Here is a 26510-nt window from a genome sequence, read left to right on the forward strand (position 1 = left end):
TCGTGGGTCGGCATTGGTCACGCCAGGTGTTCTAACACCGGTCAAGGCGCACCAGCGCCGACGAACGCCGATACCGGACCATCAACCCGTGACGCGTCAGGTCGGAAAGCCGAACAGTTTGACCACGCCGTGGTCGCGGCCCGCGGTGTAACCGCCGTCCACCGCGATCGCCTGGCCGGTGACGAATGAGGCGTCGGGCGAGACGAGAAACGCTGCCATCGCGGCGATTTCGTCGGGACGGCCGCGCCGCAGCAGCGCGTGCTCGGCGGTGATCGAGCGCAGCGGCTCCTCCATCCCGGCCAGCCCCATGACGCTTTCGAGCATCGGCGTGTCGATGAAACCGGGGCAGATCGCGTTGGCCCGGATTCCGCTCGGACCGTAGTCGAGCGCGATGTTCTTGGTGAGCAGCACGACCCCGCCCTTGGCCGCGTTGTAGCTGCTGCCGCCGGCCGTGCCCTCCAGACCCTCGACGCTGGCGAGGGTGACGAGCGAACCGCGCTCGCCGCTGCCGGCTGAGCCGGCGATCGGGCCACCGACGCGGGGTTGGTCGATCATCCTGGCCAGCGCGGCCTTGGCCACCAGGAACGTGCCGGTGAGGTTGATGCCGATCACGCGCTCCCACTCGGTGCGGTCGAGCAGGTGCACCGGTCCGCCGCCGGCGACGCCTGCGCAGTGCACGACACCGTCGAGCCGGCCGTCCACCGCGGCGAACACCGCGGCGACCGCGGCCTCGTCGGCGATGTCGGCGGGCACGAATCCGAAGCGCTCGCCCAGATCCTCGGGCGGTTCGGTCAGGTCTGCGCCCACCACGGTGCCGCCTTCGGCGAGCAGTCGCCTGGCGGTGGCCAACCCGATGCCCGACGCAGCCCCGGTGACGACGAAGGTGCGCGCGGACGCACGCGCTGCGGTGGTCATGGCGTGGACCCTACGCGGCGCTGCACGGCCAGGGCCGCCAACGCCGCCGCCTCGTTGGCGGCCAGATGCGCCAGCACCGGTGCGAGCAGGCTGCCGGACCGCGCGTGCAGCCAGCCGAACGCCCACCCGGCGGCGCCGGTCAGCAGGACGGTGCCCAGCACGGGGTTTCGGGTGATACGCGCATCCATGATGTGCCACAGGCCGAACGCCACGGACTGCACGAACCGACCGTCACGCGGGCCGAAGGCGTCCTCGGCGACGGTGCCCAGCGTCGCCCGATACGCGATTTCCTCGGGCCAGACGGTGCCCATCGGAATGTCGAGCAGCATCCACCGGATCGGGCGCTCCGGCAGGTCGCGCGCGGCCATCCCCTGGCGGACCGACGGGATCGCCGCCGAGGCCGCTACCCCCGCAGCGATCACCGTGCCCGCGGCCAGGCCGTGGCGCAACCCCGACCACAGCGTCGGTGGCCGCAGGCCGAGCGGCGGCCGGGCGAGCGCGTACAGACCGGTGCCCAAGGCGGCGTTGGGAATGGGATGAAACCGCACCCGCGGCGCGACGAAACTCCACCCCACGAGCGCGGCGGCGACGATGGCTGCTCGAAACTTACTGTTCTGCATCAGTATTCGGGTCCGTCCTCGCCGTCAGACTTCTGCAGCGCAATCCGGATCCGTTCGGTGTCGTCGGCGGTCCAGCCGTCGGGCGGTGCGACGGCCGCCCAGCCGTCGAGGACCAGGTCGCCGTAATTGTGGCCGTGTCCGGCAGGCGCCGAACTCGCGTTGGTCATGTCGGCGGCGACCTGCCCGAACGTGACGATCGGGTACCACCGCATCGACGCCGTGCGGTCCCGTCCCGGGGGCTCGCGCAGCCAGTCGGGCCGGGTGAACAACAACTCCTCCGAGAACCACACGATCGGGTCCGAGGCATGCTGCAGGAACAGCACGCGGGTGCCCTCCCACGGGCCGGACGTGTCGGCCACGATCTCGGCAGGGTCAGTGGCCTGGGAGAACCGCACGGTGCGGCCGTTGTCGTAGCGGGGCTGCACCTCCGGCGTACCGGGGTCGCGGCGTGCGGTGACCGCGCTCCACAGCGGGCTGGCGTTCGGCGGGCCCACCCACAGCACCGACGAGAACCCCTTCTGGGCGATGTCGGGCAGCCACGGGAACGCGCCCTGGCCGGCCATGGAGCCCAGGCTTTCCCCGTACAGCACGAGTTCGGGCCTGCGGTCCGCCGGAAGCCGTTCCCACCGTTGGTGAATCGCGTCGATCATCATCCGACCGGATTCCATCGACTTCTGCCGGTCGCCGAGGAAGGAGATCCAGCTCGGCAGGAACGAATACTGCGAGCCCACGATCGCGGTGTCGCCGTTGTACATCATCTCCAGGGCGCGTGCCGCGACGGGGTTGATCCATCCGGTGCCGGTGGTGGGGACGATCACCAGCAGCTTGCGCTCGAAGGCGCCGGTGCGCTCCAACTCGCTGAGCAGCACTGCCATTCGCTGTTCGTCGGTGTCGGCGGTCTGCAACCCGACGTAGACCCGGATCGGCTCCTTGGCCGGTGCACCGTTGAGCTCGGTCAGCTCCTCGGCGCCCGGCCCGGTGGCGACGAAGTTGCGGCCCTGAAAGCCGAGGCTGTCCCACGCGGCGAACGAGTTTGGGCTGCCGGATCTTTCGGCCTCGTCGGGCTGCACGATGCCGGCCATCGTGGTGGTGTTCTGCGGCTGGAAGAACCAGTTCGCGCCGATCAGGAAGCCTCGGAGCAGCACGCCGTTGACCAGGGTGATGGTCAACACGACGACGATCGCGGTGCCGATGAACAGCGCCACCTCGTCGTTGAGCCGCCAGCGCCGGATGAAGAACCGGGCCATCGTCTTGATCAGGTCGAGCAGCACCCGGGCGACGCCGACGCACACGCCGCCGACGAGGACGGCGACGATCAGCGTGCGCAGATAGCTCATCGTGGTGGGACCGTCGATGCCCATCACCGCCGACACCTGCCGCTGCCACGCGGTCGCGGGGATGATCATCAGCACGCTGGCCGCGGCCGACCCGGCGACGACGATGCTCTTGAGCGTCCACACCACGCGCCTCGACGGTGGCCACCAATCGCGTCTTCGTAAGATGAAGCGACGCAGCATCTTTCCCACGAACACGCCGATGCCGTAACCGATCGCAGCGTTCAGACCACCGATGATCCCCGCGAACAGCCAGTCCCTGGGCAGCAGCGACGGCGTCAGCGACAGGCAGAAGAACAGCGCACCCGTACCCACCCCGACGAAGTCGAGGCGGACCAGGCTCCACGCCCAGACATGCAGCGAGTGTCGTTGTGCGGTGCGCTCACTCACCCGAACAACCTGGGCAGCACGCTTTCTGACGTGCTGCGCAGGTCCTCCAGGGTGACGGTGAACAGGCCCTGCACCTCGACAGCGTCGCTGGCCTGGTCGACCACACCGATCCGGGTGGCGGGCAGGCCGCGCGCCTCGCACATGGCGCGGAACCGGCTCTCCTCGGTACGCGGGACGGCCACCAGCACCCGTCCCGCAGACTCCGAGAACAGGAAGGTGAAGGGGCCGGTACCGTCCTGGAATTCATCGGGAATCACGATGCGGCAACCGATTTCGCCCCGCAGCGCGCCTTCGACGACGGCCTGTGCCAGCCCACCCTCAGAGAGGTCGTGCGCGGCGGAAACCAGGCCGTCGCGCGACGCGGCGGTGAGCACATCGGCCAGCAGCTTCTCGCGAGCGAGGTCGACCTTGGGCGGCAGGCCGCCGAGGTGGTCACCGGTCACCTGCGCCCAGATGGAGCCGTCGAACTCGTCGCGGGTGTCACCGAGCAGCATCAGGGTCTCCCCCGGCTCCTCGCCGAATCCGGTCGGAATGCGCCGCCTGACATCGTCGATGACGCCGAGCACGCCGACGACGGGCGTCGGGAGGATGGCGGTGGTGCCGGTCTGGTTGTAGAAGCTCACGTTGCCGCCGGTGACCGGAATACCCAGCGCCGCACAGCCATCGGCGAGTCCGCGCACGGCCTGGCTGAACTGCCACATCACCCCGGGGTCCTCCGGTGAGCCGAAGTTCAGGCAGTTTGTCACCGCGACCGGCGTCGCACCGGTGACGGCGACGTTGCGGTACGCCTCGGCCAATGCGAGTTGTGCGCCGGTGTAGGGATCCAGAGCGGTATAGCGGCCGGATGCGTCGGTGGAGATGGCGATGCCGCGGCCGGTGGTCTCGTCGACGCGCAGCACACCGCCGTCGGCGTCCTCGGCCAGCACGGTGTTGCCGCGCACATAGCGGTCGTACTGCTCGGTGATGAACGCGCGGCTGCACAGGTGCGGACTGCCCAGCAGCGCAAGCAGAGTCGCCTTGAGCTCCTCGCCGCTGCGGGGGCGCGGCAGTTTCGCCGACGTGTCGGCGTTGAGCGCATCCTGGCTCTCGGGCCGTGTCACCGGACGCTGGTAGACCGGGCCTTCGTGGGCGACCGTCCGCGGGGGCACGTCGACGACCGTCTCGCCGTGCCAGGTGATCTGCAGGCGGTCGCCGTCGGTGACCTCACCGATGACGGTGGCCAGCACGTCCCACTTGCGGCAGACGGCCACGAATTTGTCGGCGTTGGCGGGCGTGACTACGGCGCACATGCGCTCCTGCGACTCGCTGGACAGGATCTCGGCCGGGGTCATGTTGGCGGCCCGAAGCGGCACGGTGTCCAACTCGATGCGCATGCCGCCGTCGCCTGCGGACGCGAGCTCGGATGTCGCACAGGACAATCCGGCGCCGCCGAGGTCCTGGATGCCGACCACCAGGTCGTTGGCGTACAGCTCGAGGCAGCACTCGATGAGCACCTTCTCCATGAACGGGTCGCCCACCTGGACGCTCGGCAGCTTCTTGCGTCCCGCCGAGCCACTCTCGTCACCGCCGAAGGTGTCCGACGCCAGCACCGAGACACCGCCGATGCCGTCCAGGCCGGTGCGCGCACCGAACAGGATGATCTTGTTGCCGGTCCCGGATGCGAACGCCAGGTGCAGGTCCTCCTTGCGCAGCACCCCCACGCACAGCGCGTTGACCAACGGGTTGCCGCCGTAGGACGCGTCGAACACGGTCTCCCCGCCGATGTTGGGCAGGCCCAGCGAGTTGCCATAACCGCCGATGCCGCGCACCACCCCGTCGACCACGCGGCGGGTGTCGGGCGCATCGGCGGCACCGAATCTCAATTGGTCCATCACCGCGACGGGGCGCGCGCCCATCGCCATGATGTCGCGCACGATCCCGCCGACGCCGGTCGCGGCGCCCTGATAGGGCTCGATGTAGGACGGGTGGTTGTGCGACTCCACCTTGAACGTCGCGGCCCACCCGTCACCGATGTCGACGACGCCGGCGTTCTCGCCGATGCCCGCCAGCATCGTCTTGCGCATCTCGTCGGTGGTGGTCTCGCCGAAGTACCGCAGGTGGACCTTCGACGACTTGTACGAGCAGTGCTCGCTCCACATGACCGAGTACATCGCCAGTTCCGCGTCGGTGGGCCTGCGGCCGAGGATCTCGCGGATTCGCTGGTACTCGTCATCCTTGAGGCCGAGTTCGCGGAACGGCTGCGGTTGATCGGGGGTGGCGGCGGCGCGGTCGACGGTATCTGCAGTATTTCCGGCGTGGGTAAGCTCCGACGTCACGGCGCCAGTTTAAATCCCCGAGTCGCTTCGCTCTCCGCGACTGGCGTGTGGGCCCAGCCCGCCGCACCTGGTTTGGGGTGCCTCGGCTCGGGTACCGCGACGCACATGGGCCACACCGTCGCCGATCACATCCTCCAGCGCCTACGGGAATGGCAGGTCGAACAGGTCTTCGGTTACCCCGGTGACGGCATCAACGGGCTGATCGCCGCGTTCGGCAAGGCCGGCAACCGGCCGCGTTTCATTCAGTCCCGACACGAGGAGATGTCGGCGTTCGCGGCAGTCGGGTACGCGAAGTTCTCCGGTCGGATCGGCGTCTGCATGGCGACTTCGGGACCGGGCGCGGTGCACCTGCTCAACGGGCTGTACGACGCAAAGCTCGACCATGTGCCGGTGGTGGCGCTCGTCGGGCAGACGGCGCGCAGCGCGATGGGCGGCAGCTATCAGCAGGAGGTGGACCTGCAGACGTTGTTCAAAGACGTGGCCAGCGACTACCTCGTCGAGGTGAACGTCGCCAGCCAGCTGCCCAACGCGCTGGACCGCGCGTTGCGCACCGCCCGCGCGCGGCGTGCGCCTACCGCGGTGGTGATCCCGTCCGACCTGCAAGAGGAGTCGTACGAACCGCCCGCCCACGCGTTCAAACAGGTCCCCTCGAGCGCCCCGCACGACAGCGAGCCGGTGCTGGCACCGGATCCCGGCGCGATCCAGCGCGCCGCCGAGATCCTCAACGCCGGCTCGAAGGTGGCGATCCTCGTCGGCCAGGGCGCACGCGGCGCGTCGACCCAGGTGCAGGAGGTGGCCGAGCGAACCGGTGCGGGCGTGGCGAAGGCGCTGCTCGGCAAGGATGTGCTGCCCGACGACCTGCCGTACGTGACCGGGGCCATCGGGCTGCTGGGCACGCGCCCGAGCTACGAGATGATGCGCGACTGCGACACGCTGCTCATCGTCGGCTCGAACTTCCCGTACAGCCAGTCCCTGCCCGACTTCGGCCAGGCCCGCGCCGTACAGATCGACCTGGACGGCGCCAACATCGGCATGCGCTATCCCACCGAGGTGAACATCGTCGCCGACGCGAAAGCGGCGTTGGCTCAGCTGGTTCCGCTGCTGACACCAAAGCGGGACCGGGGGTGGCGGGAGAGGATCGAGCGCGAGGTCGCGCGGTGGTGGGACGTCGTCGAACGGCAGTCGATGCTGTCGGCGAACCCGGTCAACCCGATGCGGGTGGTCTGGGAGCTGTCGAGCCGGCTGCCCGCCTACGCGATCGTCACGGGCGACTCGGGGTCGTCGACCAACTGGTACGCCCGGTGTCTGCGGTTCGGGCCGTCGGTGCGCGGGTCGCTGTCTGGAACCCTGGCGACGATGGGACCGGCGGTGCCCTACGCGATCGGGGCGAAGTTCGCCCATCCCGACCGGCCCGTGATCGCGCTGGCCGGCGACGGCGCCATGCAGATGAACGGGCTGGCCGAACTGCTGACCGTGCGCCGCTACTGGCGCGACTGGGCGGACCCGCGCCTGGTGGTGTGCGTGTTCCACAACAACGACCTGGCCCACGTCACCTGGGAACTGCGTGCCATGGGCGGGGCGCCGAAGTTCGAGGAGTCGCAGGCCGTGCCGGAGGTGTCCTACGCCGGCGTGGCTGAGGCGATGGGCTTGCGGGCGATCACCGTCGACGACCCCGAGCAGGTGGGCCCCGCCTGGGACGACGCCCTGGCGGCGGGCGAGCCGGTGGTTCTCGACGTGCGCACCGACCCCGAGGTTCCGCCCATTCCCCCGCACGCCACCTACGACCAGATGAAGTCGATGGCCGAGGCCGTCGTCAAGGGGGACCCGAACGCCTGGCGCGTCATCACCGAACTGACCAAGAACAAAGCGGCAGAACTCCTTCCGCGAATCGGTTTGCGCTCATAGCCGCGTCGGGCCGCCGGGTGCCGCACTCAGCCCCACAGCTTTGCCAGCGCGTCGGCGATGGCCGACGGGTCGAGCGAGTCGCTGTTGCAGCTGACCGCCACCGACGTGCGCCGGTCCCGGCTGATTCCGAAGTCGCTGACGTAGCCGCCCCAGGATCCGTCGTGGCCCAATGTGCCATCGGCGTACTCGTAGATCCCGGCGCCGTACCGGTCGCCCTCCCCCGTCTCGACCGCCCCGGCGAGCTGGGCGTCGAGCAGGCTACGGCCGCCGACTTCTCCGGTCAGGTAGTTGTCGGCCCACCGCACCAACTGGCTGGGTGCCGTCTGAATCGAGCCGTCGCCGACCTGCTCCCACGCGGTCCATGTCGTCGCGTATTCGCCGCCGGCCTGCGTATAGGGCACGGCGACGCCGGCGACCGGTTCGGCCGGGCGGAGCACCATCGCCAGCTCGAGCGGCCAGAAGATCCGCGCGGCCAGGAACGCCGACAGCGGTTGTCCGGCCACCCGTTCGACGATCTCGCCGAGCAGCAGGTAGTTCGAGTTGGAGTACTCGAACGCCGTTCCTGGCTCGAAGCCCAGTTCGGTGACCGCGGTCAGAGCCCGCAGGGCATCGGCATTAGTGGTGCGGTCACTCAACGAGTAACCGTCGTCCTCGAGCAGACCGATGTAGTCGGGGATCCCACTCGTCTGGTGAATCAACTGCCCGACGGTGACTGTCGCGGCCCACGCCGGCAGCTCGGCCACGTACGTCGCCAACGCTTCATCGAGCGTGAGCCGGCGTGTCTCGGCCAGCAGCAGGGTCGCGGTGGCGGTGAACTGTTTTGACACCGAAGCGATGTCGAAGGCGGTGTCCCTGGTGATCTCGGCGCCGGTGGCGATGTCGGCGATGCCGCGGGCGCCCGCCCAGACCACGGCGCCCTCGACACCCACGGCCGCCGAGCAGCCCGGCCCGTCGGGCGCGACGGCCTCGTTCAGGACGCCTTGGCTGCGGGCGGGGCGGTCGTCGGATTCGCTCGCTGTGTCGACGGAGGGCGCGGCGGGCTCGCTCGCACAGGCGTTCATCAACAGCACGGCCGCGAGTACCGCCGTCACCCGGCCACCCGGTCGCCACACGAAATCGACGCTAAAGGGGCCGAGCACGCTCGTGCGCCGGTTCGGCCGAACCCGCGGGTCAGCCTCCGGCGGCCACGCAGAACGCGTTGCCGTCCGGGTCGGCCAGCACCACCCACTGGAACTCGGTGCCGAACTCGCCGCGCCCCGTCTCGGTCGCCCCGATCCCCAGCAACCGCTCGACCTCCGCTTCCATGTCGGCGGCGGTGAAATCGATGTGCACCCTGTTCTTGCCGGGCGTCGGGTCGTCGACCTTCTGGAACGACAGCCCGGGCCCGCCCGATCGCGATACGGTCACGAAAAAGCCTGGCGCCACGGCGTTTACCGTCCCCTCGACCGCTCGAGCCCACCAGTCGGCGAGCGCGTCGGGGTCGTCACAGTCGAAGGTGATCATCTCCATGTTGAGTGCCATGACGCTGACCCTAGATCAGCCCGGTGACAAGAACGCCGCAAGCGCCGCGGAGTACGCCGCGACGTCGCCGGCGCCCATCACTTCACGCGCGGAGTGCATCGCCAGCTGCGGCGCCCCGACGTCGACCGTCGGTATGCCGGTGCGCGCGGAGGTCATCGGACCGATGGTCGACCCGCACGGCAGGTCGGCCCGGTGTTCGTAACGCTGCAGCGGCACCCCGGCCCGGGCGCATGCCAGCGCGAACGCCGCGGCGGTGCGCCCGTCGGTGGCGTAGCGCAGGTTGGGCTGCACCTTGAGCACCGGCCCGCCGTTGACCTCGATCAGATGTCCCGGCTCGTGACGCTCGGGATAGTTCGGGTGGGTGGCGTGCGCCATGTCACCGGAGGCCACCATCGACCCCGGCAGCCGGCGCAGGAACTCCTCGCGCCCCCCGCCCTGGGTCAACGTGATGCGCTCGAGGACCGTCAGCAGCAACTCGGACTGCGCACCGTGGTCGGACTGCGAGCCGACCTCCTCATGGTCGAACAACACCAGCACCGGCAGGTGGTCGCGCGGTTCGGCAGCCAGTAACGCCTCCAGCCCGGCGTAGCAGGTGGCCTGGTTGTCCAGCCGGGGCGCGCTGACCAGGTCACGGTCGGCGCCGACGAGCCGTGACGGGCTGAGGTCATGCGTCATCAGGTCGGCGCCGAGTACGTCGGCGGCGGAGACGCCGGCCCGGTCGGCGACGAAATCCAGAAACGATCGGACCCCGCTGCCGGTACCCCAGACCGCGTTGACGTGGCGCTGCGGGTCCAGTGACACCGCCTTGCGGTCGTCGGCCAGATGGATGGCCAACTGCGGCACCCGCAGGATCGGGTCGTCGATGCGTACCAGCCGGTGCTCGATGGCGTTGCCGTTGCGCACCGACAACCGGCCGCTGATGCCCAGGTCGCGGTCCAGCCAGGAATTCAGCCAGGCGCCGCCGTAGGGCTGCAGCGCGACGACCTGCCAGCCGGAGACGAAGCGGTCGGGATGCTGCTTGACGCGCAGGTTGGGGCTGTCGGTGTGGGCGCCGACGATACGAAAAGGCACTCCCGGCCCGGTGGTCCGCCAGGCAATGAGCGAACCGGCGCGCACGGTGAAGAAGCGACCTTCGGGGCCGGACTCGGACGGCCAGGGGTCGCCCTCGGCCAGCTCGGAAAAGCCTGCGGCGCGCAGCCGGTCGGCGGCGGTCTCACAGACATGGAACGGCGAGGGCGAGGAGTCGATGAACTCGCACAGGCTCTGCGGATCGGCGGCCATGGTTCCCATACTTCGTCGATCATTGCAGTCGATCTTGATCTAGATTCAGACGGTGCCCGATCCGCTGCCTCAGCCGGTCCTCGCGCCGCTGACGCCCGCCGCCGTCTTCCTGGTGGCGACGATCGATGAAGGGGATCGGGCCGCGGCCGCAATTTCACGATGCGCTGCCCGGCATCTCGGGTCTGGTGCGCGCGATCGGCTTCCGTGACCCGGCGAAGCGGTTGTCGGTGGTGACGTCGATCGGCTCCGACGCGTGGGACCGGTTGTTCTCCGGCCCGCGGCCGGCCGAACTGCACCCGTTCGTCGCCCTCGACGGCGGCCGCCACCAGGCGCCGTCCACACCGGGCGACCTGCTGTTCCACATCCGGGCCGAGTCAATGGACGTGTGCTTCGAGCTGGCCACCAAGATCGTCGAGGCGATGGGCGCGATCGCCCTCGTCGACGAGACGCACGGTTTCCGCTTCTTCGACAACCGGGACCTGCTGGGCTTCGTCGACGGCACCGAGAACCCCGACGGCCCGCTGGCGGACAGCGCCACTCGGATCGGCGAGGAGGATCCCGACTTCGCGGGTGGCTGCTATGTGCACGTACAGAAATACCTGCACGACATGGGCTCCTGGAACTCGTTGACGACCGAGGAGCAGGAACGGGTGATCGGCCGCACCAAACTCGACGACATCGAGCTCGACGACGCGGTGAAGCCCGCGAATTCCCATGTGGCGCTGAACGTGATCGAAGACGATGCGGGTAACGAGCTCAAGATCGTGCGGCACAACATGCCGTTCGGCAAGGTGGGCAGGGGCGAGTTCGGCACGTACTTCATCGGCTATTCCCGCACGGCCGCGGTGACCGAGCGGATGTTGCGCAACATGTTCATCGGCGACCCGCCCGGGAACACCGACCGGGTGCTCGACTTCTCCACCGCGGTGACCGGCTCGATGTTCTTCACCCCGATCCTCGACTTCCTCAATGACCCTCCGCCACTACCGGATTCGCGTCCCTCGGTAGTGGCTGCGTCCTCTCCCGCCGGTTATGCGGGCTCACTCGGGATCGGCAGCCTGAAAGGAACCCATCGATGAACAACCTGTACCGCGAGCTCGCGCCGATCACCGACGAGGCTTGGACCGAGATCGAGACCGAAGCGACGCGAACCTTCAAGCGGCACATCGCCGGTCGGCGAGTGGTCGACGTCAGCGAGCCGGGCGGACCGGTGGCCGCGGCCGTCAGCACCGGCTATCTGCGCGACGTCACACCGCCCGGCGAAGGGGTGGTGGCGCATCTGCGCGAGAGCCAGCCGTTGGTGCGGTTGCGGGTGCCGTTCACGGTGAGCCGGACCGCGATCGACGACGTCGAGCGTGGCTCGCAGGACTCCGATTGGGATCCGGTCAAGGCGGCGGCCAAGAAGCTGGCGTTCGTCGAGGACCGGGCGATCTTCGAGGGCTACGACGCCGCGTCGATCGACGGCATCCGGGCGTGCAGCTCGAACCCGGCGCTGACGCTGCCCGCCGATCCGCGCGAGATCCCCGACGTCATCGCCCAGGCGCTGTCGGAGCTGAGGTTGGCCGGCGTCGACGGTCCGTATTCGGTGTTGCTCTCGGCCGATGTCTACACCAAGGTCAGCGAGACCACCGAACACGGCTATCCGATCCGCGAGCACCTCAACCGGCTGGTCGACGGCGACATCATCTGGGCGCCGGCGATCGACGGAGCGTTCGTGTTGTCCACCCGCGGAGGCGATTTCGACCTGCAGCTGGGCACCGATGTGTCGATCGGCTACCTGGCGCACGACGCCGGCACGGTCGAGCTGTACCTGCAGGAGACGCTGGCGTTCCTGTGCTACACCGCAGAAGCCTCGGTGGCCCTGGCTCCGTAGCTCAGGCGCTGAGGACGCCGTCCAGCGCTGAGAGGAACAGGCCGAGGCCGTCGTCGGAGGGACCCGTCAGCGGCTCGGTGGCATGCTCGGGGTGCGGCATCAGCCCCACGACGCGGCCGTTCGCCGAGCTGATGCCCGCGATGTCGCGCATCGACCCGTTCGGGTTCTCGGCGTAGCGGAACACCACACGGCCCTCGTCCTCGAGCTCGTCGAGCACCTTCTCGGCGGCCACGTACCGGCCTTCCCCCGACTTCAGCGGCACCAGCAGTTCGGCACCCCACTCGAAACGGGAGGTCCACGACGTCGTGATCGACGACACCTGCAACCACACGTCACGGCAGACGAAGTGCAGCCCGGCGTTGCGGGTCAACGCGCCCGGCAGCAGGCCGGCCTCGCACAGGACCTGAAAACCGTTGCAAATGCCCAGCACCGGCATGCCCTGCTCAGCCGCCCGCACGACTTCGCCCATCACCGGCGCGAACTTCGCGATCGCTCCCGCACGCAGATAATCGCCGTAGGAGAAGCCACCCGGCACCACGACGGCGTCGACCTTCTTCAAGTCGGCATCGGCGTGCCAGAGGCTGACGGCCTCGGCACCGGCCAACCGAACCGCCCGCGCGGCGTCGACGTCGTCGAGCGTGCCCGGGAATGTGATCACGCCCACACGCGCGGTCACGATTGCTCCCTGCTCACCGTCCAGTCCTCGATCACCGTGTTCGCCAGCAGCGATTCGGCGATCTCGGCGAGGGTAGCGTCGTCGACGCTGTCGTCGACCTCGAGCTCAAACCGCTTGCCCTGCCGCACATCTGACACACCGTTGAAGCCGAGACGGCCCAGCGCGCCGACGATCGCCTGCCCTTGCGGGTCCAGGATCTCGGCCTTGGGCATCACGTGCACCACCACCCTTGCCACGGCGCTTACTGTACCGGTGACATGCGTCGACGCGCCTCACCGGCACGAACCCAGGTAGGCCTGACACAGCGGCGCCGTCAGCGCCTCGAGCACCCGCGCGTCCGGCACTGCCGGATACGGCACCTGGGTGGGAAGCGGCGACCACAACGCCAGCTCGACGACGGAACCGCTGGCCGGGTGAGCCAGCAGGTACTGGTGCACCACCTTCGTGCCCGCCACGCTGATGACGGCGGCGAGTCGCTCGGGCTCGGCGGTGGTCAGCGACGGCGACACCAGCGGTGCGGTCATCTGACAGTTCCGTAGCCGGGTCCGCGCGGCGTCGAGCACCGACCCGACGAGCGGGCCGTTCTGTGCGGTGTCGCCGCGCCAGTGCAGCACCTGCGCCTGCAGCTGCCACTGCCCGGCCGGGTTGATCACCGCCGCCTTGGCGGCCACCGCGTACGCCCGCGCGTCGCTCGGCACCGGCGGGGCCGCGCAGACCTCTTCGAAGACGAACCGCGGGTCCCGGGCGGTGACGGCCAGACCGGCCAGGCCCGGCCAGCGGTAGACGGCATCCAGCGGGATCTCGGCCGGCGCGATCCACGCCGCATCGGGGATGGCGTCGCAGATCGGCGGACACTGGCCCGGCACGGCGTCGGCCTCGGGCGCCACAGCCAGCCCGAACGCCGCCATCGCCACCGCGATAAGCAATCGCACGACTCAAGTACCCCCTGATACCGCCCCGCGCCGCCACAATATAGGCATGCAGCTGACACATTTCGGCCATTCGTGCTTACTGGCGGATTTCTCGGGCGATTCCGGCGACGACGCGACGATCCTGTTCGACCCGGGGACGTTCTCCCACGGTTTCGAGGGCGTCACCGGGCTGTCGGCCATCCTGATCACCCATCAGCACCCCGACCACGCCGACACCGAACGGCTGCCCGCGCTGCTGGACGCCAACCCGCAAGCGGCGCTCTACGCCGACCCGCAGACCGCCGCGCAACTGGGCGAGCCGTGGCGGGCCGTGCACGTCGGCGACGAGTTCACGGTCGGCCGCCTGACGGTGCGGGGCGTCGGCGGCAGGCACGCCGTGATCCATCCGGAAATTCCTGTCGTCGACAATATTTCGTATCTTGTCGGCGACGGCTCGCATCCCGCGAAGCTCATGCATCCCGGCGACGCGCTCTACGCGCCGGGCGAACCGGTCGACGTGCTGGCGGCCCCGGCTGCCGCGCCGTGGATGAAGATCTCCGAGGCCGTCGACTACCTGCGCGCCGTGGCGCCGACGCATGCGGTGCCGATCCACCAGGGGATCATCGACCCCAGCGCCCGCGGCATCTTCTACTGCAGGCTTTCGGAGATGACCGACACCGATTTCCAGGTTCTCGAGCCGGAGCACGGCACCGAGTTCTAGGCCGTGGCGCGCGCCGCCGCCCGGCCCGCGGCCCGACCGGAGAACACGCAACCACCCAAGAACGTGCCCTCCAGCGAGCGGTACCCGTGCACCCCTCCGCCGCCGAAGCCGGCCGCCTCCCCCGCGGCGTACAGCCCGTCGAAGACGGCGCCGTCGGATTTGAGCACCTGGGAATCGAGATCGGTTTCCAGCCCGCCCAACGACTTTCGCGTCAGGATGTGCAACTTGACGGCGATTAACGGTCCGGCCTTCGGATCGGTCAGCCGGTGCGGGGCCACGACGCGGCTGATCTTGTCGCCGAGGTAGTTGCGCGCCACCCGGATCGCGGCGATCTGGGTGTCCTTGGTGAACTTGTTGGCCACCTCCCGATCGCGCGCGGTCACCTCCGCCTCGACGGTCGAGTAGTCCAGCGGCAGCACGGTGGGGACGGCGTTCATCGCAGACACCAACTCGCGCAGCGTGTTCGCGCTGACGAAGTCCACCCCGCGGTCGACGAACGCCTGCACGGGTTTGGGTGCGCCGGCCCGTACGCGTGACAGCACGTCGCGCACGCTGCGGCCGGTGAGATCCGGGTTCTGCTCCTGACCCGACAGCGCGAACTCCTTGGCGATGATCCGCGCATTGAGGATGAACCACGTGTAGTCCTGGCCGGTCTGCGCGATGTACTCCAGCGTGCCCAGCGTGTCGAACCCCGGATACAGCGGCGAGGGCAGCCGCTTGCCGTTCGCATCCAGCCAGAGCGACGACGGGCCGGGCAGGATGCGGATGCCGTGCAGCGGCCAGATGGGGTCGTAGTTGGTGATGCCCTCGGTGTAGTGCCACATCCGGTCGCCGTTGATCACGTGCGCCCCGGCCTTCTCGGTGATACCGATCATTCGCCCGTCGACGTGGGCAGGCACACCCGAGAGCAGCTGTTCGGGCACCCGGCCCATCCGCGTGGGCCAGTTCTGGCGGACCAGATCGTGGTTGCCGCCGATGCCGCCGCTGGCGACGATCACCGCCTGCGCTCGAAGTTCGAATTCACCCAGGGTCTCCCGCGACGAAGCCACCCCGCGCAGCGCGTCGGAGGGCTCGAGCACCGCGCCACGGACACCGACCACGGCGCCGTTCTCGACGATCAGCTCGTCGACCCGGTGCCGGTGCGCGAACCGGGCACGCCCGGCCAGCCGGCGCGCGAAAATCTCGACGATCGCCGGCCCGGTGCCCCAGGTGATGTGGAACCGCGGCACCGAGTTGCCGTGTCCGCGTGCGTCGTACCCGCCGCGCTCGGCCCACCCGACGATCGGGAACGTCTGCAGCCCGCGCTCGCGCAACCAACTGCGTTTCTCTCCCGCCGCGAAGTCCACGTACGCATGCGCCCACTGCCGCGGCCAATGGTCCTCGGGCCGGTCGAAGCCGGCGGACCCCAGCCAGTCCTGCAGCGCCAACTCGTGGCTGTCCCGGATGCCCAGGCGCCGCTGTTCGGGGCTGTCGACGAAGAACAGCCCGCCGAACGACCAGAACGCCTGGCCACCGACGTTGTTCGCGTTCTCCTGGTCGACGATCAGCACGCGTCTGCCTCGGTCGACCAGTTCACAGGCTGCGACCAGACCCGCCAGCCCGGCACCAACGACGATGACGTCAGCATCTGCCATGGCCGCCACGTTAGCGGGCCGAGATCAGGCGGCGTCTGTCAATGCGCGGTACGGAGCCCATCGGTAGACACCGGCCACGCACTGGTGCATCAGGGCGAGGTCGACGGCGTCGAGCATAACCTGCCGCGGTCCCGGCCTGCGCAGGTGCCTGGCCGCCACCGCGACACGGACGATCCCGCCGCGCCGCGCCGTGCGCTCGGCGGAGAGCACCAGCGTCCGGCACCACCACGGCTCGCTGAGGAAGCCCTCTCCGATGCCGAGCACCCGCGACCGCACCGTCGTGTCCCGCACCAGGTCGGTGATCTCGCTGAGCGCGGCGACCAGCCGAAAGCCGTTGCGGGGCAAAGCTTTGACGGTACCCTGGGAGACCGTCCACCCGGGTGCGGCGAACAGCCGGGTGCGCAGCCCCAGATGTTCCATCACCCGGTCGGCGCCCATCAACCGCAGATTGGCCTCGTGCGCCTGCAGCGTCGCGAATTCGCTGCGGCGCTTCTTGGTGGCCGCCTCGTCGAAACCGTGCAGGACGATCGCATCGCCGGCGTCGCGTCGGCCGGCCAGCCACTCGACGGTCTCGGCGTCGCCGTCGAGGCGGTAGCCGCCCTTGATCCTCGGCGCCACCAGAAACGACACCGGTACGTCCCGGGCGTCGAGTTGGGCGCGGAAGTCCGCGACGTCGGGCATCGTGCGATCGCTGATCCCGGAAATCGAGACGATCAGTTGTCCAGGCACGCTTGCCAGTGTGGCAACGTCAGGTGTCGCAACGGTTTACAACACGTGGTCGCCAGTTGGCCATCGGGTGCTATCGCGACAGCACACCCTCGATGGCCTCGATCACCTCGGGCGCATCCGGTTCGGTGCGGGGACGGAACCGCTTGACGACCGTTCCGCCGGGGGCAAGCAGGAACTTCTCGAAGTTCCATTGGATGTCGCCGGCCTCGCCGCTGTCGTCGGGGGTCTTGGTCAACTCGGCGTAGAGGGGGTGGCGATCTGAGCCGTTGACGTCGGTCTTGGCCAGCAGCGGGAACGTCACACCGTAAGTGGTGGAGCAGAACTCTTTGATCTCGTCGGCCGTGCCCGGCTCTTGTCCCATGAACTGGTTGCACGGCACGCCGATCACCGTGAGCCCGCGATCCCCGTAGTCCTTGGCGAGCTGTTCGAGCGCGGTGTACTGCGGTGTCAGGCCACATTTCGATGCGACGTTGACCACAAGCGCGGCGCCGTCGGCCAGCTCTCCCAGCGTGGTGGCGCGGCCGTCGAGAGTGGTGACAGCGATGTCGGTCAGCGGTGTGTCGGTCATGCCCGCACGTTACCCGCTCTTGAAAAGCATGCCCGCCACTCGGTCCACCGTGGCCATGGGATCGCTGTCGGTGTCGATGGCACGGTTCAGCCATAGCAGCGAAAAGCCGTGCACCAGCGACCATGCCGCGAGCGCGGCGGCCTGGGGGTCCTGCACGGCGCGTGGGTCGTCAAGGGTGCCGACGCCGCGTCGGAGCTCGGCACCCGCGGCGTCCTGAGCGGCCAGCAGGTCGGCGTTGTCGGGGTCGACGAGCGACCGGTCGAACATCACCGCGTAGTGGCCGGGATGATCGAGGGCGAACCGCACGTAGGCCAGCGCGGCGTTGATGAACTCCGGCCTCGCGTCGGCGAGCGTCGCGGCGAGCTTGCGCCAGCCCTCGGCGGCGAGCGCGGTGAACAGCCCGCGGCGGTCGGTGAAGTGGTGCGCGGGCGCGGCGTGCGACACGCCGGCCGAGCGCGCCAGTTCCCGCAGCGAGATGCCGTCGGCGCCGCGCTGCGCCACCAGATCGGCCGCCTCGGCGAGGATGACGGCCCTGAGGTCGCCGTGATGGTAGGAGCTTCGGCTCATGGCGTCATCATACCCGCCATCTTGACACTGCCTAGATACCCGCCTACCGTAGAACTTGCCACTGTCTAGATGGGAGTACCCAATGGTCGTTCTGTGGACCCTTCTGCTGGGCGCGCTGGTCGCCCGGGTGGCCGGTTGGCTGGGCGTGGACTACGTCGACGACTGGCCGTCGGCGATCGCGGTGGGACTGGCCGCGATGTTCGTCGTCACCGGTGTCGCCCACTTCGTCAACCCGCTGCGGCGCGACCTGATCGCGATCGTGCCGCCAGGGCTGCCGGCACCCGCGCTGCTGGTCACCGTCACCGGTGCGCTCGAACTGGCCGGTGCCGCCGGGCTGCTGTACCCGCCGACGCGGGTGGCTGCGGCGGTGTGCCTGTTCGTGCTGATGATCCTGATGTTCCCGGCCAACGTCTACGCGTCGCGGATGCCCGACCCGCCGAAGTCGATGACCACGCGCCTAAATCTGCGGACGGCAGAGCAGGTGCTCTATCTAGGGGCGGGGCTCGTGGTCGGCCTTGGCGGTATCCAATAGCCAGGCGTACTGGAACGCGACTTCCTTCCAGCGCTCGTAGCGTCCGCTGATACCACCGTGACCGGCGTTCATCTCGGTCTTGAGTAGCACCGGATGACCGTCGGTCTTGGTATGCCGCAGCGCCGCAATCCATTTCGCCGGCTCGACGTAGTAGACCCTGGTGTCGTTGAGCGACGTCATCGCCAGGATGGCCGGATACGCCTTGGCCTCGACGTTCTCGTACGGCGAGTACGACTTCATGTAGGCGTAGACGTCGCTGTCCTCCAACGGGTTTCCCCACTCGTCCCATTCGGTCACGGTCAGCGGCAACGACGGGTCGAGGATGGTGGTCAGCGGGTCGACGAACGGCACCACGGCGAGGACGCCCGCGAACAAATCCGGTGCCGCGTTGGCCACCGCGCCGACGAGCAGACCGCCTGCGCTGCCCCCCTGGGCCACCAGATTCTCGGGCCGGGTGATGTCGGTCTGCACGAGATGTTCTGCGACGGCGACGAAGTCGGTGAAGGTGTTCTTCTTCTCCAGCATCTTGCCGTGCTCGTACCACGGCCTGCCCAGCTCGCCACCGCCGCGCACGTGTGCGACGGCGAACACCATGCCACGGTCCAGCAGCGACAGCCGCGCGATGGAGAACCGCGGATCCTCGCACATCTCGTAGGCGCCGTAGCCGTAGAGCAGAGTCGGTGCCGGATACTGCAGGCCGATCTTGTGCACGATCGAGATCGGCACGCGGGCGCCGTCGGGCGCCACCGCCCAGTCGCGGCGCTCCACATAGTCCTCGGGCCGGTAGTCGCCAAGCACCGGTTGTTCTCGCAGCAGCGTGCGTTCACCGGTGGCGAGGTCGACGTCGTAGATGCGGACCGGCGTGATGTACGACGTCGCCCCGATCCGCAGCTTGGGCGCGGACCAGTTCGGGTTGGCCGATAGTCCCGCCGAGGTCAGTTCGGACTCGAAGGTGAAATCCTGTGGATGGCCGTACTCACCGTTCGGGTAGATGGGCCACAGCTGGATCTTGGGCAGTGCCTCGCTGCGGTATCCGACGACGAGGTGCCCGTCGAAGGCGTCGACCGAGTCCAGGCGGACGTCGTCGCGGTGCTCGATCAGGGTCCGGAATGCCGTCGGGTCGCTCACCGGCGCCTCGACGAGGGTGAAGTTCTCGGCGCCGTCGTTGTGCAGGATCAGGAAGCGGTCCTCGCCGCCCACGATGGCGTGTTCGACCGAGTACTCGACGAGGTCGCGCCGGGGCCAGACGACGGTGAACTCGGCTTCGGCGTCCATCGCGTCGCCGTAGCGCACCTCCGAGGTGACGGCGCTGCCCGCGGCGATGACGATGTAGCGGTCGCTGCGGGTCCGCCCCACGCCGAGCCAGAACCGTTCGTCGGGTTCGTGGTAGACCCTCTGCGCGGCCGACCCCGAGCCCAGGCGGTGGCGCCAGATGGTGTCCGGACGCCACGCCTCGTCGAGCGTCGAGTAGTACACGGTGCGGTTGTCGGCCGCCCACGTGGCACCGGGGCCGATGCCGACGATCGTATCCTCGTACAGCTCGCCGGTGCGTAAGTTCTTGAACCGCAACGTATAGCGTTCGTCGCCCTTGACGTCCTCCGAATACGCCAGAATGTCGCCGTCCAGGCTGACCGATGCCGCGCCGAGGGAGAAGAAATCGTGTCCTTCGGCCTCGACGTTCTCGTCGAGAAGGATCTGCTCGCCTTCGATCTCGGTGTTCTCGTCGAGGACCGGCGGCGTCCAGTCGTCGGGATCGGCGACGGGGCAACGGCAGTGCACGCTGTACTGCTTGCCCTCGAAGCTGCGGCCGTAGTACCACCACTGCCCGCGCCGGGTCGGCACCGACAGGTCGGTCTCCTTGGTGCGGGCCTTGATCTCGTCGAAGATCTTCTCCCGCAGCGCCGCCAGGTGTTCGGTGACGTGCTCGGTGTAGGCGTTCTCCGCTTCGAGGTGGGCGATCACATCCGGGCTGGACTTGTCGCGCATCCACTCGTAGGGATCGACGAAGACGTCGCCGTGATGCTCGCGACGGGTGTCGACGCGCTTGGCCACCGGCGGCTTCATGCACCGAGCCAATCGCTGAACTTCAGTCCCGAAATGCGTTCGTAGGCATCGATGTAACGAGTCCGGGTGGCGTCCACGACATCGGGCGGCAGCGGTGGCGGCGGGGTGTCGCTGCTGCGATCCCAGCCGGAGTCGGGACCCGTGAGCCAGTTGCGGACGAACTGCTTGTCGAAGCTCTCCTGCACGACGCCTTCCTGCCAGCGCTCGGCGCGCCAGTACCTGCTCGAGTCGGGGGTGAAGACCTCGTCGGCAAGACGCAGGTCGCCGTCCTTGTCGACACCGAATTCGAACTTCGTGTCGGCGACGATGATGCCTTTGGTCATCGCGTGGTCGGCACCCTGGACATAGGTCTGCAGTGTGCGCTCCCGCAACTGGTTGGCCCGCACCGTGCCGATCATCTCGACCACCTCGGCGAACGAGATGTTCTCGTCATGCTGTCCCAGTTCGGCTTTCGTCGCGGGGGTGAACAGCGGCTGGGCGAACTTACTGGCTTCGACCAGCCCTGGTGGGAGCTCGATACCGCACACCTTTCCGGTCTTCTGGTAGTCGATCAGTCCCGAGCCGGTGAGGTAGCCGCGCGCAACGGCCTCCACCGGCAGCATCTCGAGTTCGGTCACCACCAGCGCACGGCCCAGCACCTCCTCGGGGATGCGCGGATCGTCGGGTGGGCCGGCCAGATGGTTGGGCGCGTCGACGAGGTCGAAGAAGAAGACGCTCATCGCGGTGAGGATGCGACCCTTGTCGGGGATCTGCGAGTCGAGGATGTAGTCGTACGCCGAGATGCGGTCGCTGGCGACGAACAGCAGCGTCTCGTCATCCACGCGATACAGCTCACGGACCTTGCCGCTGGCAAGATGCCGGTAGTCGGACAGAGCGGGGCGCATCGGGCCAGCCTATCGGGCAGCATCTACAGCCATGACTTCGCGGTTTATCCCTTACGCCACCCGGCCGTCGCGGCTGCTGGGCCAGCTAGTCAGCGACATCGTGGTCGTCGCTTGGACAGTTCTGTGGGTTCTGATCGGCACGGCGGTGTACAAGGCGGTGGCGGCGATCGCCGCCGTTGGCCGTCAGGTCGAGACGGGGGCCAACGGCGTCGCCGACAACCTCGATACCGCCGGCGACCGCACGGATGACTTTCCGCTCGTCGGCGACGCGCTGAGCCAGCCGCTGCGTGCGGCGAGCGAGGCCGCCCTCGACATCGCGGGGGCCGGACACAGCCTCGACACCACCGCATCGTGGCTGGCCTGGGTGCTGGCGCTGGCGGTGGCGGCGCCGCCGATCCTGTTTGTCGGGATGCCGTGGCTCTTCCTTCGGCTGCGGTTCGCCCGCCGCAAGTGGACGGCGATCACCCTGGCCCGCACGCCGGCCGGCGAGCAGCTGCTGGCCCTGCGCGCGCTGGCCAACCGGCCGCTGGCCAAGCTCGCCGCGATCCATGCCGACCCCGTCGGTGCGTGGCGCAGTTACGACGTCGACGCCATCCGCGGCCTCGCCGCCCTGGAACTGCGTGCCGCCGGCTTGCGATTTGTGCGTGATATCGAGCGCTGAGCGTACGTTTTCACGCACAAGCCGCCATGGATGGAGCCAGTCGAGGCGTCAAACCGTCCTATTGAAGTGCTTGAAGACCTCTTGCGCAGTCACGACGGCGTCATCACCCTCGCTCAGGCCCGTCTCGCTGGCCTCAGTGAGTACGCGGTCAGGCGCCGTGCGCGGTCCGGACAATGGCGACGCTGCGGCCCCGGTGTCTACTTCGTCGACGACCGGCCATTCACCCATTCGGCACGAGTTCGGGCGGCTGTCTGGAGCTACGGCGTCAGGGCCTGCGCCAGCGGACTGTCCGCGGCGTGGTGGCAGGGTTTGACGAAATTCACCCCGGACGTCGTCGAGGTAACGGTCCCGAAGGGAAGCAACGGCCGCCATCGCCCGGGCACCAAGCTCCGCAGGCGCGATCTCGACCCGCATGATGTCGTCGAGCGCCACGCCCTACGGGTGACGGCATTGCCGCTGACCGTCGTCGAGGCCGCAGTGCGGCGCGGTGGCGGCGCCAAGCTGATGGACGCGGCGCTACAGCGCCATGTCGAACTCCGAGAACTGTGGCGCGCGCATCTGCGCAACAAGGGTCGGCACGGTTCACCCGCCGCGCGCCGGCTACTGAATGCCGCGCAGAGCGGCGCGCGTTCCGAGGCGGAACGCCAGCTCGTGAAGCTCCTGAAAGACGCCGGATTCACGGGCTGGAAGACGAACTATCCCGTCGGTGGCTACAAGGTCGACGTCGGCTTCATTGCCGAGAAGGTCGCGATCGAGGTCGACGGCTGGGCGTTTCATTCCGACTCCGACGCCTTCCAGACCGACCGCAAACGTCAGAACGCGATCTCGCTGCTCGGTTGGAAGGTGCTGCGCTTCACCTGGCTTGATCTGACGGAGTATCCGCGGCGCGTGATCGCCGAAATCGCTGCAGCGACTGGACAGCAACGCTGAGCCACGCCGCCAGCGCGATCCAGAGGAACACCATCGACACGTCGACGAACCACCCCCACCCCGTTTCGACCGACATCGCGTACGCCGCCGACGCGTACATGCCCAACGGGAACACCGTCGGCCACCCGATGCCCGCGAACCGCCGCAGCGCAACGTAGGCCAACGGCGGAATCCACAGCGTGGCCACGACCCAGGTCACAAGCGTCACGACACGGACCGCATCCGCGAACGGGCCCGGCGGCAGGATGTGGTGTAGGTGATCGCCGGCGAGCGTGGCGATCGCCGCCCCACCCATCAGGATCCAGCCGTCCGGCTGCGCGAGGTCGATCCGACCCGCGATCAGCAGCGTCATGAAGACGTACACACAGATGCCCAGCGCCCAGAACACCACCGCCCAGAACACGATGTCGAGATCGGCGAACACGATCGCGAGGCCGGACGTGGCCACCGCCGCCAGCTCCCAGCCGCCGCGGGCGTCGTCGCGTAAGCGCGTCCGCCGGTGCCGCCACATCGACCGTACGGTCAACGGCGCCAACGACAACCAGCCCTGCAGCGCCATCCCCGCGAAGATCCACACCACGACACGATGCTCCGCGAACCTCGCCGCCAGCACGGAGCAGGCGGCGACATAGGTGAACAAGGGCAACGCCACGGTGTAGTCCCGCACATCGAAGTGCCATCGCCGTGCCGTCAGGTACATCAGCACCGGCATGCCCACCGCGGCGACCACCGCCAGCGACGCACTGATCCAGTCGATCCCGTGGTCGGCAGCCGCGATCGACACGATGCCGGTCGCCATCACGAACGCGAACGCATCCGGCCTCACCGGTCGAAGCTCACCGCAACTCGATCACCAGATGCCGGATCCCGGTGTGCCGGTTGCTTCTGGTCCACTCGACGGGCTTGACCAGCGCCGCCGACGAGAATCGGGACAGCAGCTCCTCGAACAGCACCCGCAACTCCAACCGCGCCAGGTTGGCGCCCAGGCAGTAGTGCACGCCCTGGCCGAAACCCAAGTGAGGGTTCGGTTTACGGGTGACGTCGAAGACGTCGGGGTCGGCGAACATCGCAGGGTCGCGGTTGGCCGAACCTTCCCAGATCTGCACCTTCTGGCCGGCCTCGATCGCGCAGCCGCCCAGCACCGCATCGCGCGTCGCGGTGCGCCGCTTCGACGGCGACGGCGACGTCCAGCGCACCATCTCCTCGACGGCGGACGGCAGCAGTTCGAGATCGTCGCGCAATCGGTCGAGCTGCGAGAGGTTCTCGATCAGCGCCAGCAGTCCGCCGGCCACGGCGTTTCGCGTCGTCTCGGCGCCCGCGCTGAACAGCAGGCTGAAGAACAGGTACAGCTCCATCTCCGAGAGCACACCGTCATCGACCGACGCGTTCGCAACCACCGACAACATGTCGTCGGTCGGTCTTGCCCGCTTCGCCGCGATCAACTCCTGGCCGAAGGTGTACATCCGCGAGCCGGCCTCCTCCGCGGACATCTGCCCGAGGGCGGCCTTGCGCGAACCACCGAAGTCGAACTGCGGCTCGATCGCGTGGAACAGCCAATGTCGTTCGGACTCCGGAACTCCCAGCAGGATGCAGATCATCTGCATGGGCAGCTCGGCGGCCACGTCGATCAGGAAATCAAAGGGTTCGCCCGGCTCGACCGCGTCCAGCAGGCGACGGGCCCGCGCGCGCAGATCGTCCTCGACGCGGCTGATCATCCGCGGCGTCAGGCCCGAGCTGACCAGCCGGCGGATCTGCGAGTGACGCGGATCGTCCATCATGTTGAGCACCTGGCCGGCGATCGCCAGATCCTGCAGCAGCGTGCCGCCGTACGGGCGCAAGCCGCCGGTCACCGACGAGTACGTCTCCGGATCACGCAGCACCGCAAGGGTTTCGGCGTAGGTGGCGACGGACCAGAAGCCCTCGCCGTCGGGGGTGTTCTCGGTCGGCTCGTGCCAGTACACCGGCGCCTCACGCCGATGCACCGCGAACAACTCGTGCGGAAAGCCGTTCGCGAAATTGTCCAGATCGGTGAAGTCGATCCCGGCGAGCGTCACAAGATGGCACCCGAGGTGTACTTGGCGGCTTCGGGATAGCGGCCGACCAACTCGTCGACCGCCTCGACGACGCGGTCCACCTGATCACCCGCCGCGCCGGTGAACACCTGCTTGTCGGCCAGCGCCGCGTCCAGCGCGGGCCGGTCCAACGGCAACCGCGGATCGGCGGCCAGCCGGTCCAACAGGTCCGGCTCCCTGCCCTTCTCGCGCATCGCCAGCGCCACCGCGACGGCGTGCTCCTTGATCACCTCGTGGGCCGTTTCCCGGCCTACACCGGCGCGGACCGCGGCGATCAGGATCCGCGTCGTGGCCAGGAACGGCAGGTAGCGGTCCAGCTCGCGCTGGATCACTGCCGGGTAGGCGCCGAACTCGTCGAGGACCGTCAGGAACGTCTCGGTCTGTCCGTCGATGGCGAAGAACGCGTCGGGCAGCGCCACCCGGCGCACCACCGAGCAGAACACGTCGCCTTCATTCCATTGTGCGCCAGCCAGTTCCGCGGCCATCGAGGCGTATCCGCGCAGCACCACCTGCAGGCCGTTGACGCGCTCGCAGGAGCGGGTGTTCATCTTGTGCGGCATCGCCGACGAGCCCACCTGCCCCGGCGCAAAGCCCTCGGTGACGAGTTCGTGGCCCGCCATCAGCCGGATGGTGTGCGCCAGCGATGACGGTCCGGCGCCGACCTGCACGAGAGCGGAGACGACGTCGTGGTCCAGCGAGCGCGGGTACACCTGGCCGACACTGGTGAAAAGCTCGGTGAAGCCCAGGAATTCGGCGACCCGCCGCTCCAGGTCGGCGAGCCGCGACGCGTCGCCGTCGAACAGGTCGAGCATGTCCTGTGCGGTGCCCATCGGCCCCTTGATGCCGCGCAGCGGATAACGGTCGATCAGCTCCCGCAACCGCTGCAGCGCGATCAGCATCTCCTCGGCCGCCGAGGCGAAGCGCTTGCCCAGCGTCGTGGCCTGCGCGGCGACGTTGTGGCTGCGGCCCGCCATCACCAGGTCGCGGTAGCTGATCGCGCGCTCGGCCAGCCGGGCCACCACCGCGACGCCGTGCGCGTGAACCAGTTCCATGGACCGGCGGATCTGCAGCTGCTCGACGTTCTCGGTGAGGTCGCGGCTCGTCATGCCCTTGTGCACGTGCTCGTGCCCCGCCAACGCGTTGAACTCCTCGATCCGCGCCTTGACGTCGTGGCGTAGCACGCGCTCGCGCGCGGCGATGGAGGCGAGGTCCACCTGGTCGAGCACCCGCTCGTAGTCGGCGATGACGGCGGAGGGCACGGCCGCGGCTTCTACCCCCATCTCCGCCTGCGCACGCAGCACCGCCAGCCACAACCGGCGCTCCGCGACGACCTTGGCCTCCGGCGACCAGATGGCCACCATGTCCTCGCTGGCGTACCGACTGGCCAGCACGTTCGGGATCGTCACA

25 protein-coding genes and 1 pseudogene are annotated in these 26510 nt (G+C 68.7%); 7 read left to right on the forward strand and 19 right to left on the reverse strand.

Annotated elements, in window-relative coordinates; all coding sequences use genetic code 11:
• Positions 1 to 96 precede the first annotated feature (96 nt).
• Genes ABGB19_RS07885 through purL form a run of 4 tightly spaced genes read right to left on the reverse strand, consistent with a single transcriptional unit; the run spans position 97 to position 5574 of the window.
• Positions 97 to 915 (reverse strand): SDR family oxidoreductase, encoded by an 819-nt coding sequence (locus ABGB19_RS07885; protein WP_347685308.1) that lies wholly within the window; start codon positions 913 to 915, stop codon positions 97 to 99.
• A complete protein-coding gene (locus tag ABGB19_RS07890) occupies positions 912 to 1535 on the reverse strand; it encodes a CPBP family intramembrane glutamic endopeptidase (protein WP_347685309.1) in 624 nt (207 codons plus the stop codon). The genes ABGB19_RS07885 and ABGB19_RS07890 overlap by 4 nt, the downstream gene beginning before the upstream one ends.
• Entirely contained in the window at positions 1535 to 3259 is a 1725-nt protein-coding gene (locus ABGB19_RS07895; RefSeq protein ID WP_347685310.1) for an alpha/beta hydrolase, read from the reverse strand. Before ABGB19_RS07895 ends, ABGB19_RS07890 begins: the two co-directional genes overlap by 1 nt.
• Positions 3256 to 5574: a phosphoribosylformylglycinamidine synthase subunit PurL gene (purL, locus tag ABGB19_RS07900; RefSeq protein WP_347685311.1), complete on the reverse strand. Its 2319-nt coding sequence runs from the start codon at positions 5572 to 5574 to the stop codon at positions 3256 to 3258. The genes ABGB19_RS07895 and purL overlap by 4 nt, the downstream gene beginning before the upstream one ends.
• Positions 5575 to 5679: 105 nt before the next feature.
• Between purL and ABGB19_RS07905 the strand changes: the two genes are divergently transcribed.
• Entirely contained in the window at positions 5680 to 7479 is a 1800-nt protein-coding gene (locus tag ABGB19_RS07905; RefSeq protein WP_347685312.1) for a thiamine pyrophosphate-requiring protein, read from the forward strand.
• Between the two features lie 26 nt (positions 7480 to 7505).
• Here the strand turns inward: ABGB19_RS07905 and ABGB19_RS07910 are convergent, their stop codons facing one another.
• The 3 genes from ABGB19_RS07910 to ABGB19_RS07920 all read right to left on the reverse strand — a co-directional run bounded on the left by ABGB19_RS07910 (position 7506) and on the right by ABGB19_RS07920 (position 10281).
• Positions 7506 to 8540, reverse strand: a complete 1035-nt coding sequence (locus ABGB19_RS07910; RefSeq protein ID WP_347685662.1) for a serine hydrolase domain-containing protein — start codon at positions 8538 to 8540, stop codon at positions 7506 to 7508.
• A gap of 109 nt (positions 8541 to 8649) precedes the next feature.
• Positions 8650 to 9000 (reverse strand): VOC family protein, encoded by a 351-nt coding sequence (locus tag ABGB19_RS07915; protein WP_347685313.1) that lies wholly within the window; start codon positions 8998 to 9000, stop codon positions 8650 to 8652.
• A 15-nt stretch (positions 9001 to 9015) separates the two neighbouring features.
• A complete protein-coding gene (locus ABGB19_RS07920) occupies positions 9016 to 10281 on the reverse strand; it encodes a M18 family aminopeptidase (RefSeq protein ID WP_347685314.1) in 1266 nt (421 codons plus the stop codon).
• 52 nt (positions 10282 to 10333) lie between these two features.
• Here ABGB19_RS07920 and ABGB19_RS07925 point away from each other — a divergent pair.
• Both ABGB19_RS07925 and ABGB19_RS07930 read left to right on the forward strand, forming a co-directional pair.
• A pseudogene (locus ABGB19_RS07925) lies at positions 10334 to 11360 on the forward strand (Dyp-type peroxidase).
• Positions 11357 to 12154, forward strand: a complete 798-nt coding sequence (locus ABGB19_RS07930; protein WP_347685315.1) for a family 1 encapsulin nanocompartment shell protein — start codon at positions 11357 to 11359, stop codon at positions 12152 to 12154. Before ABGB19_RS07925 ends, ABGB19_RS07930 begins: the two are co-directional and overlap by 4 nt.
• 1 nt (position 12155) lies before the next feature.
• On the opposite strand, the gene purQ is transcribed toward ABGB19_RS07930, so the two are convergent.
• Genes purQ through ABGB19_RS07945 form a run of 3 tightly spaced genes read right to left on the reverse strand, consistent with a single transcriptional unit; the run spans position 12156 to position 13762 of the window.
• Complete coding sequence (purQ, locus tag ABGB19_RS07935; protein ID WP_347685316.1) at positions 12156 to 12830, reverse strand: phosphoribosylformylglycinamidine synthase subunit PurQ; 675 nt, start codon at positions 12828 to 12830, stop codon at positions 12156 to 12158.
• Positions 12827 to 13066 (reverse strand): phosphoribosylformylglycinamidine synthase subunit PurS, encoded by a 240-nt coding sequence (gene purS, locus ABGB19_RS07940; RefSeq protein ID WP_347685317.1) that lies wholly within the window; start codon positions 13064 to 13066, stop codon positions 12827 to 12829. The genes purQ and purS overlap by 4 nt, the downstream gene beginning before the upstream one ends.
• A gap of 36 nt (positions 13067 to 13102) precedes the next feature.
• The gene (locus tag ABGB19_RS07945; protein ID WP_347685318.1) at positions 13103 to 13762 is read right to left on the reverse strand and encodes an ATPase; all 660 of its coding nucleotides are present in this window, start codon (positions 13760 to 13762) and stop codon (positions 13103 to 13105) included.
• A gap of 46 nt (positions 13763 to 13808) precedes the next feature.
• Between ABGB19_RS07945 and ABGB19_RS07950 the strand changes: the two genes are divergently transcribed.
• Positions 13809 to 14462, forward strand: coding sequence for an MBL fold metallo-hydrolase (locus ABGB19_RS07950; protein ID WP_347685319.1), 654 nt, complete (start codon positions 13809 to 13811; stop codon positions 14460 to 14462).
• Here ABGB19_RS07950 and ABGB19_RS07955 read toward each other — a convergent pair.
• The 4 genes from ABGB19_RS07955 to ABGB19_RS07970 all read right to left on the reverse strand — a co-directional run bounded on the left by ABGB19_RS07955 (position 14459) and on the right by ABGB19_RS07970 (position 17960).
• Positions 14459 to 16096: an FAD-binding dehydrogenase gene (locus tag ABGB19_RS07955; protein WP_347685320.1), complete on the reverse strand. Its 1638-nt coding sequence runs from the start codon at positions 16094 to 16096 to the stop codon at positions 14459 to 14461. The genes ABGB19_RS07950 and ABGB19_RS07955 overlap by 4 nt on opposite strands.
• Before the next feature lie 24 nt (positions 16097 to 16120).
• A complete protein-coding gene (locus tag ABGB19_RS07960) occupies positions 16121 to 16825 on the reverse strand; it encodes a DUF2334 domain-containing protein (RefSeq protein WP_347685321.1) in 705 nt (234 codons plus the stop codon).
• A 70-nt stretch (positions 16826 to 16895) separates the two neighbouring features.
• Positions 16896 to 17393, reverse strand: a complete 498-nt coding sequence (locus tag ABGB19_RS07965; RefSeq protein WP_347685322.1) for a glutathione peroxidase — start codon at positions 17391 to 17393, stop codon at positions 16896 to 16898.
• 9 nt (positions 17394 to 17402) lie between these two features.
• Positions 17403 to 17960: a TetR/AcrR family transcriptional regulator gene (locus ABGB19_RS07970; protein ID WP_347685323.1), complete on the reverse strand. Its 558-nt coding sequence runs from the start codon at positions 17958 to 17960 to the stop codon at positions 17403 to 17405.
• A gap of 82 nt (positions 17961 to 18042) precedes the next feature.
• On the opposite strand from ABGB19_RS07970, the gene ABGB19_RS07975 reads away from it, so the two are divergent.
• On the forward strand, positions 18043 to 18492 hold the full coding sequence (locus tag ABGB19_RS07975; RefSeq protein WP_347685324.1) for a DoxX family protein: 450 nt from the start codon (positions 18043 to 18045) through the stop codon (positions 18490 to 18492).
• On the opposite strand, the gene ABGB19_RS07980 is transcribed toward ABGB19_RS07975, so the two are convergent.
• Positions 18451 to 20556 carry a S9 family peptidase gene (locus ABGB19_RS07980; protein ID WP_347685325.1) on the reverse strand — a complete coding sequence of 702 codons (2106 nt, stop codon included), beginning with the start codon at positions 20554 to 20556 and terminating at the stop codon, positions 18451 to 18453. The two genes, ABGB19_RS07975 and ABGB19_RS07980, sit on opposite strands and share 42 nt — an antisense overlap.
• The gene (locus tag ABGB19_RS07985) at positions 20553 to 21440 is read right to left on the reverse strand and encodes a phosphoribosylaminoimidazolesuccinocarboxamide synthase (protein WP_347685326.1); all 888 of its coding nucleotides are present in this window, start codon (positions 21438 to 21440) and stop codon (positions 20553 to 20555) included. Before ABGB19_RS07985 ends, ABGB19_RS07980 begins: the two co-directional genes overlap by 4 nt.
• Before the next feature lie 31 nt (positions 21441 to 21471).
• Between ABGB19_RS07985 and ABGB19_RS07990 the strand changes: the two genes are divergently transcribed.
• Together ABGB19_RS07990 and ABGB19_RS07995 are read left to right on the forward strand one after the other, a co-directional pair.
• Positions 21472 to 22101, forward strand: coding sequence for a hypothetical protein (locus tag ABGB19_RS07990; protein ID WP_347685327.1), 630 nt, complete (start codon positions 21472 to 21474; stop codon positions 22099 to 22101).
• A gap of 66 nt (positions 22102 to 22167) precedes the next feature.
• On the forward strand, positions 22168 to 23031 hold the full coding sequence (locus ABGB19_RS07995) for a type IV toxin-antitoxin system AbiEi family antitoxin domain-containing protein (RefSeq protein ID WP_347685663.1): 864 nt from the start codon (positions 22168 to 22170) through the stop codon (positions 23029 to 23031).
• Here the strand turns inward: ABGB19_RS07995 and ABGB19_RS08000 are convergent.
• Genes ABGB19_RS08000 through purB form a run of 3 tightly spaced genes read right to left on the reverse strand, consistent with a single transcriptional unit; the run spans position 22955 to position 26509 of the window.
• On the reverse strand, positions 22955 to 23857 hold the full coding sequence (locus tag ABGB19_RS08000; RefSeq protein WP_347685328.1) for a tellurite resistance/C4-dicarboxylate transporter family protein: 903 nt from the start codon (positions 23855 to 23857) through the stop codon (positions 22955 to 22957). The genes ABGB19_RS07995 and ABGB19_RS08000 overlap by 77 nt on opposite strands.
• A 10-nt stretch (positions 23858 to 23867) precedes the next feature.
• Positions 23868 to 25085, reverse strand: coding sequence for a cytochrome P450 (locus tag ABGB19_RS08005; RefSeq protein WP_347685329.1), 1218 nt, complete (start codon positions 25083 to 25085; stop codon positions 23868 to 23870).
• Positions 25082 to 26509: an adenylosuccinate lyase gene (gene purB, locus ABGB19_RS08010; protein ID WP_347685330.1), complete on the reverse strand. Its 1428-nt coding sequence runs from the start codon at positions 26507 to 26509 to the stop codon at positions 25082 to 25084. Before purB ends, ABGB19_RS08005 begins: the two co-directional genes overlap by 4 nt.
• Position 26510: the final 1 nt, after the last annotated feature.

This window comes from Mycobacterium sp. B14F4, assembly GCF_039871645.1.
In the GTDB taxonomy this organism is placed as follows: domain Bacteria; phylum Actinomycetota; class Actinomycetes; order Mycobacteriales; family Mycobacteriaceae; genus Mycobacterium.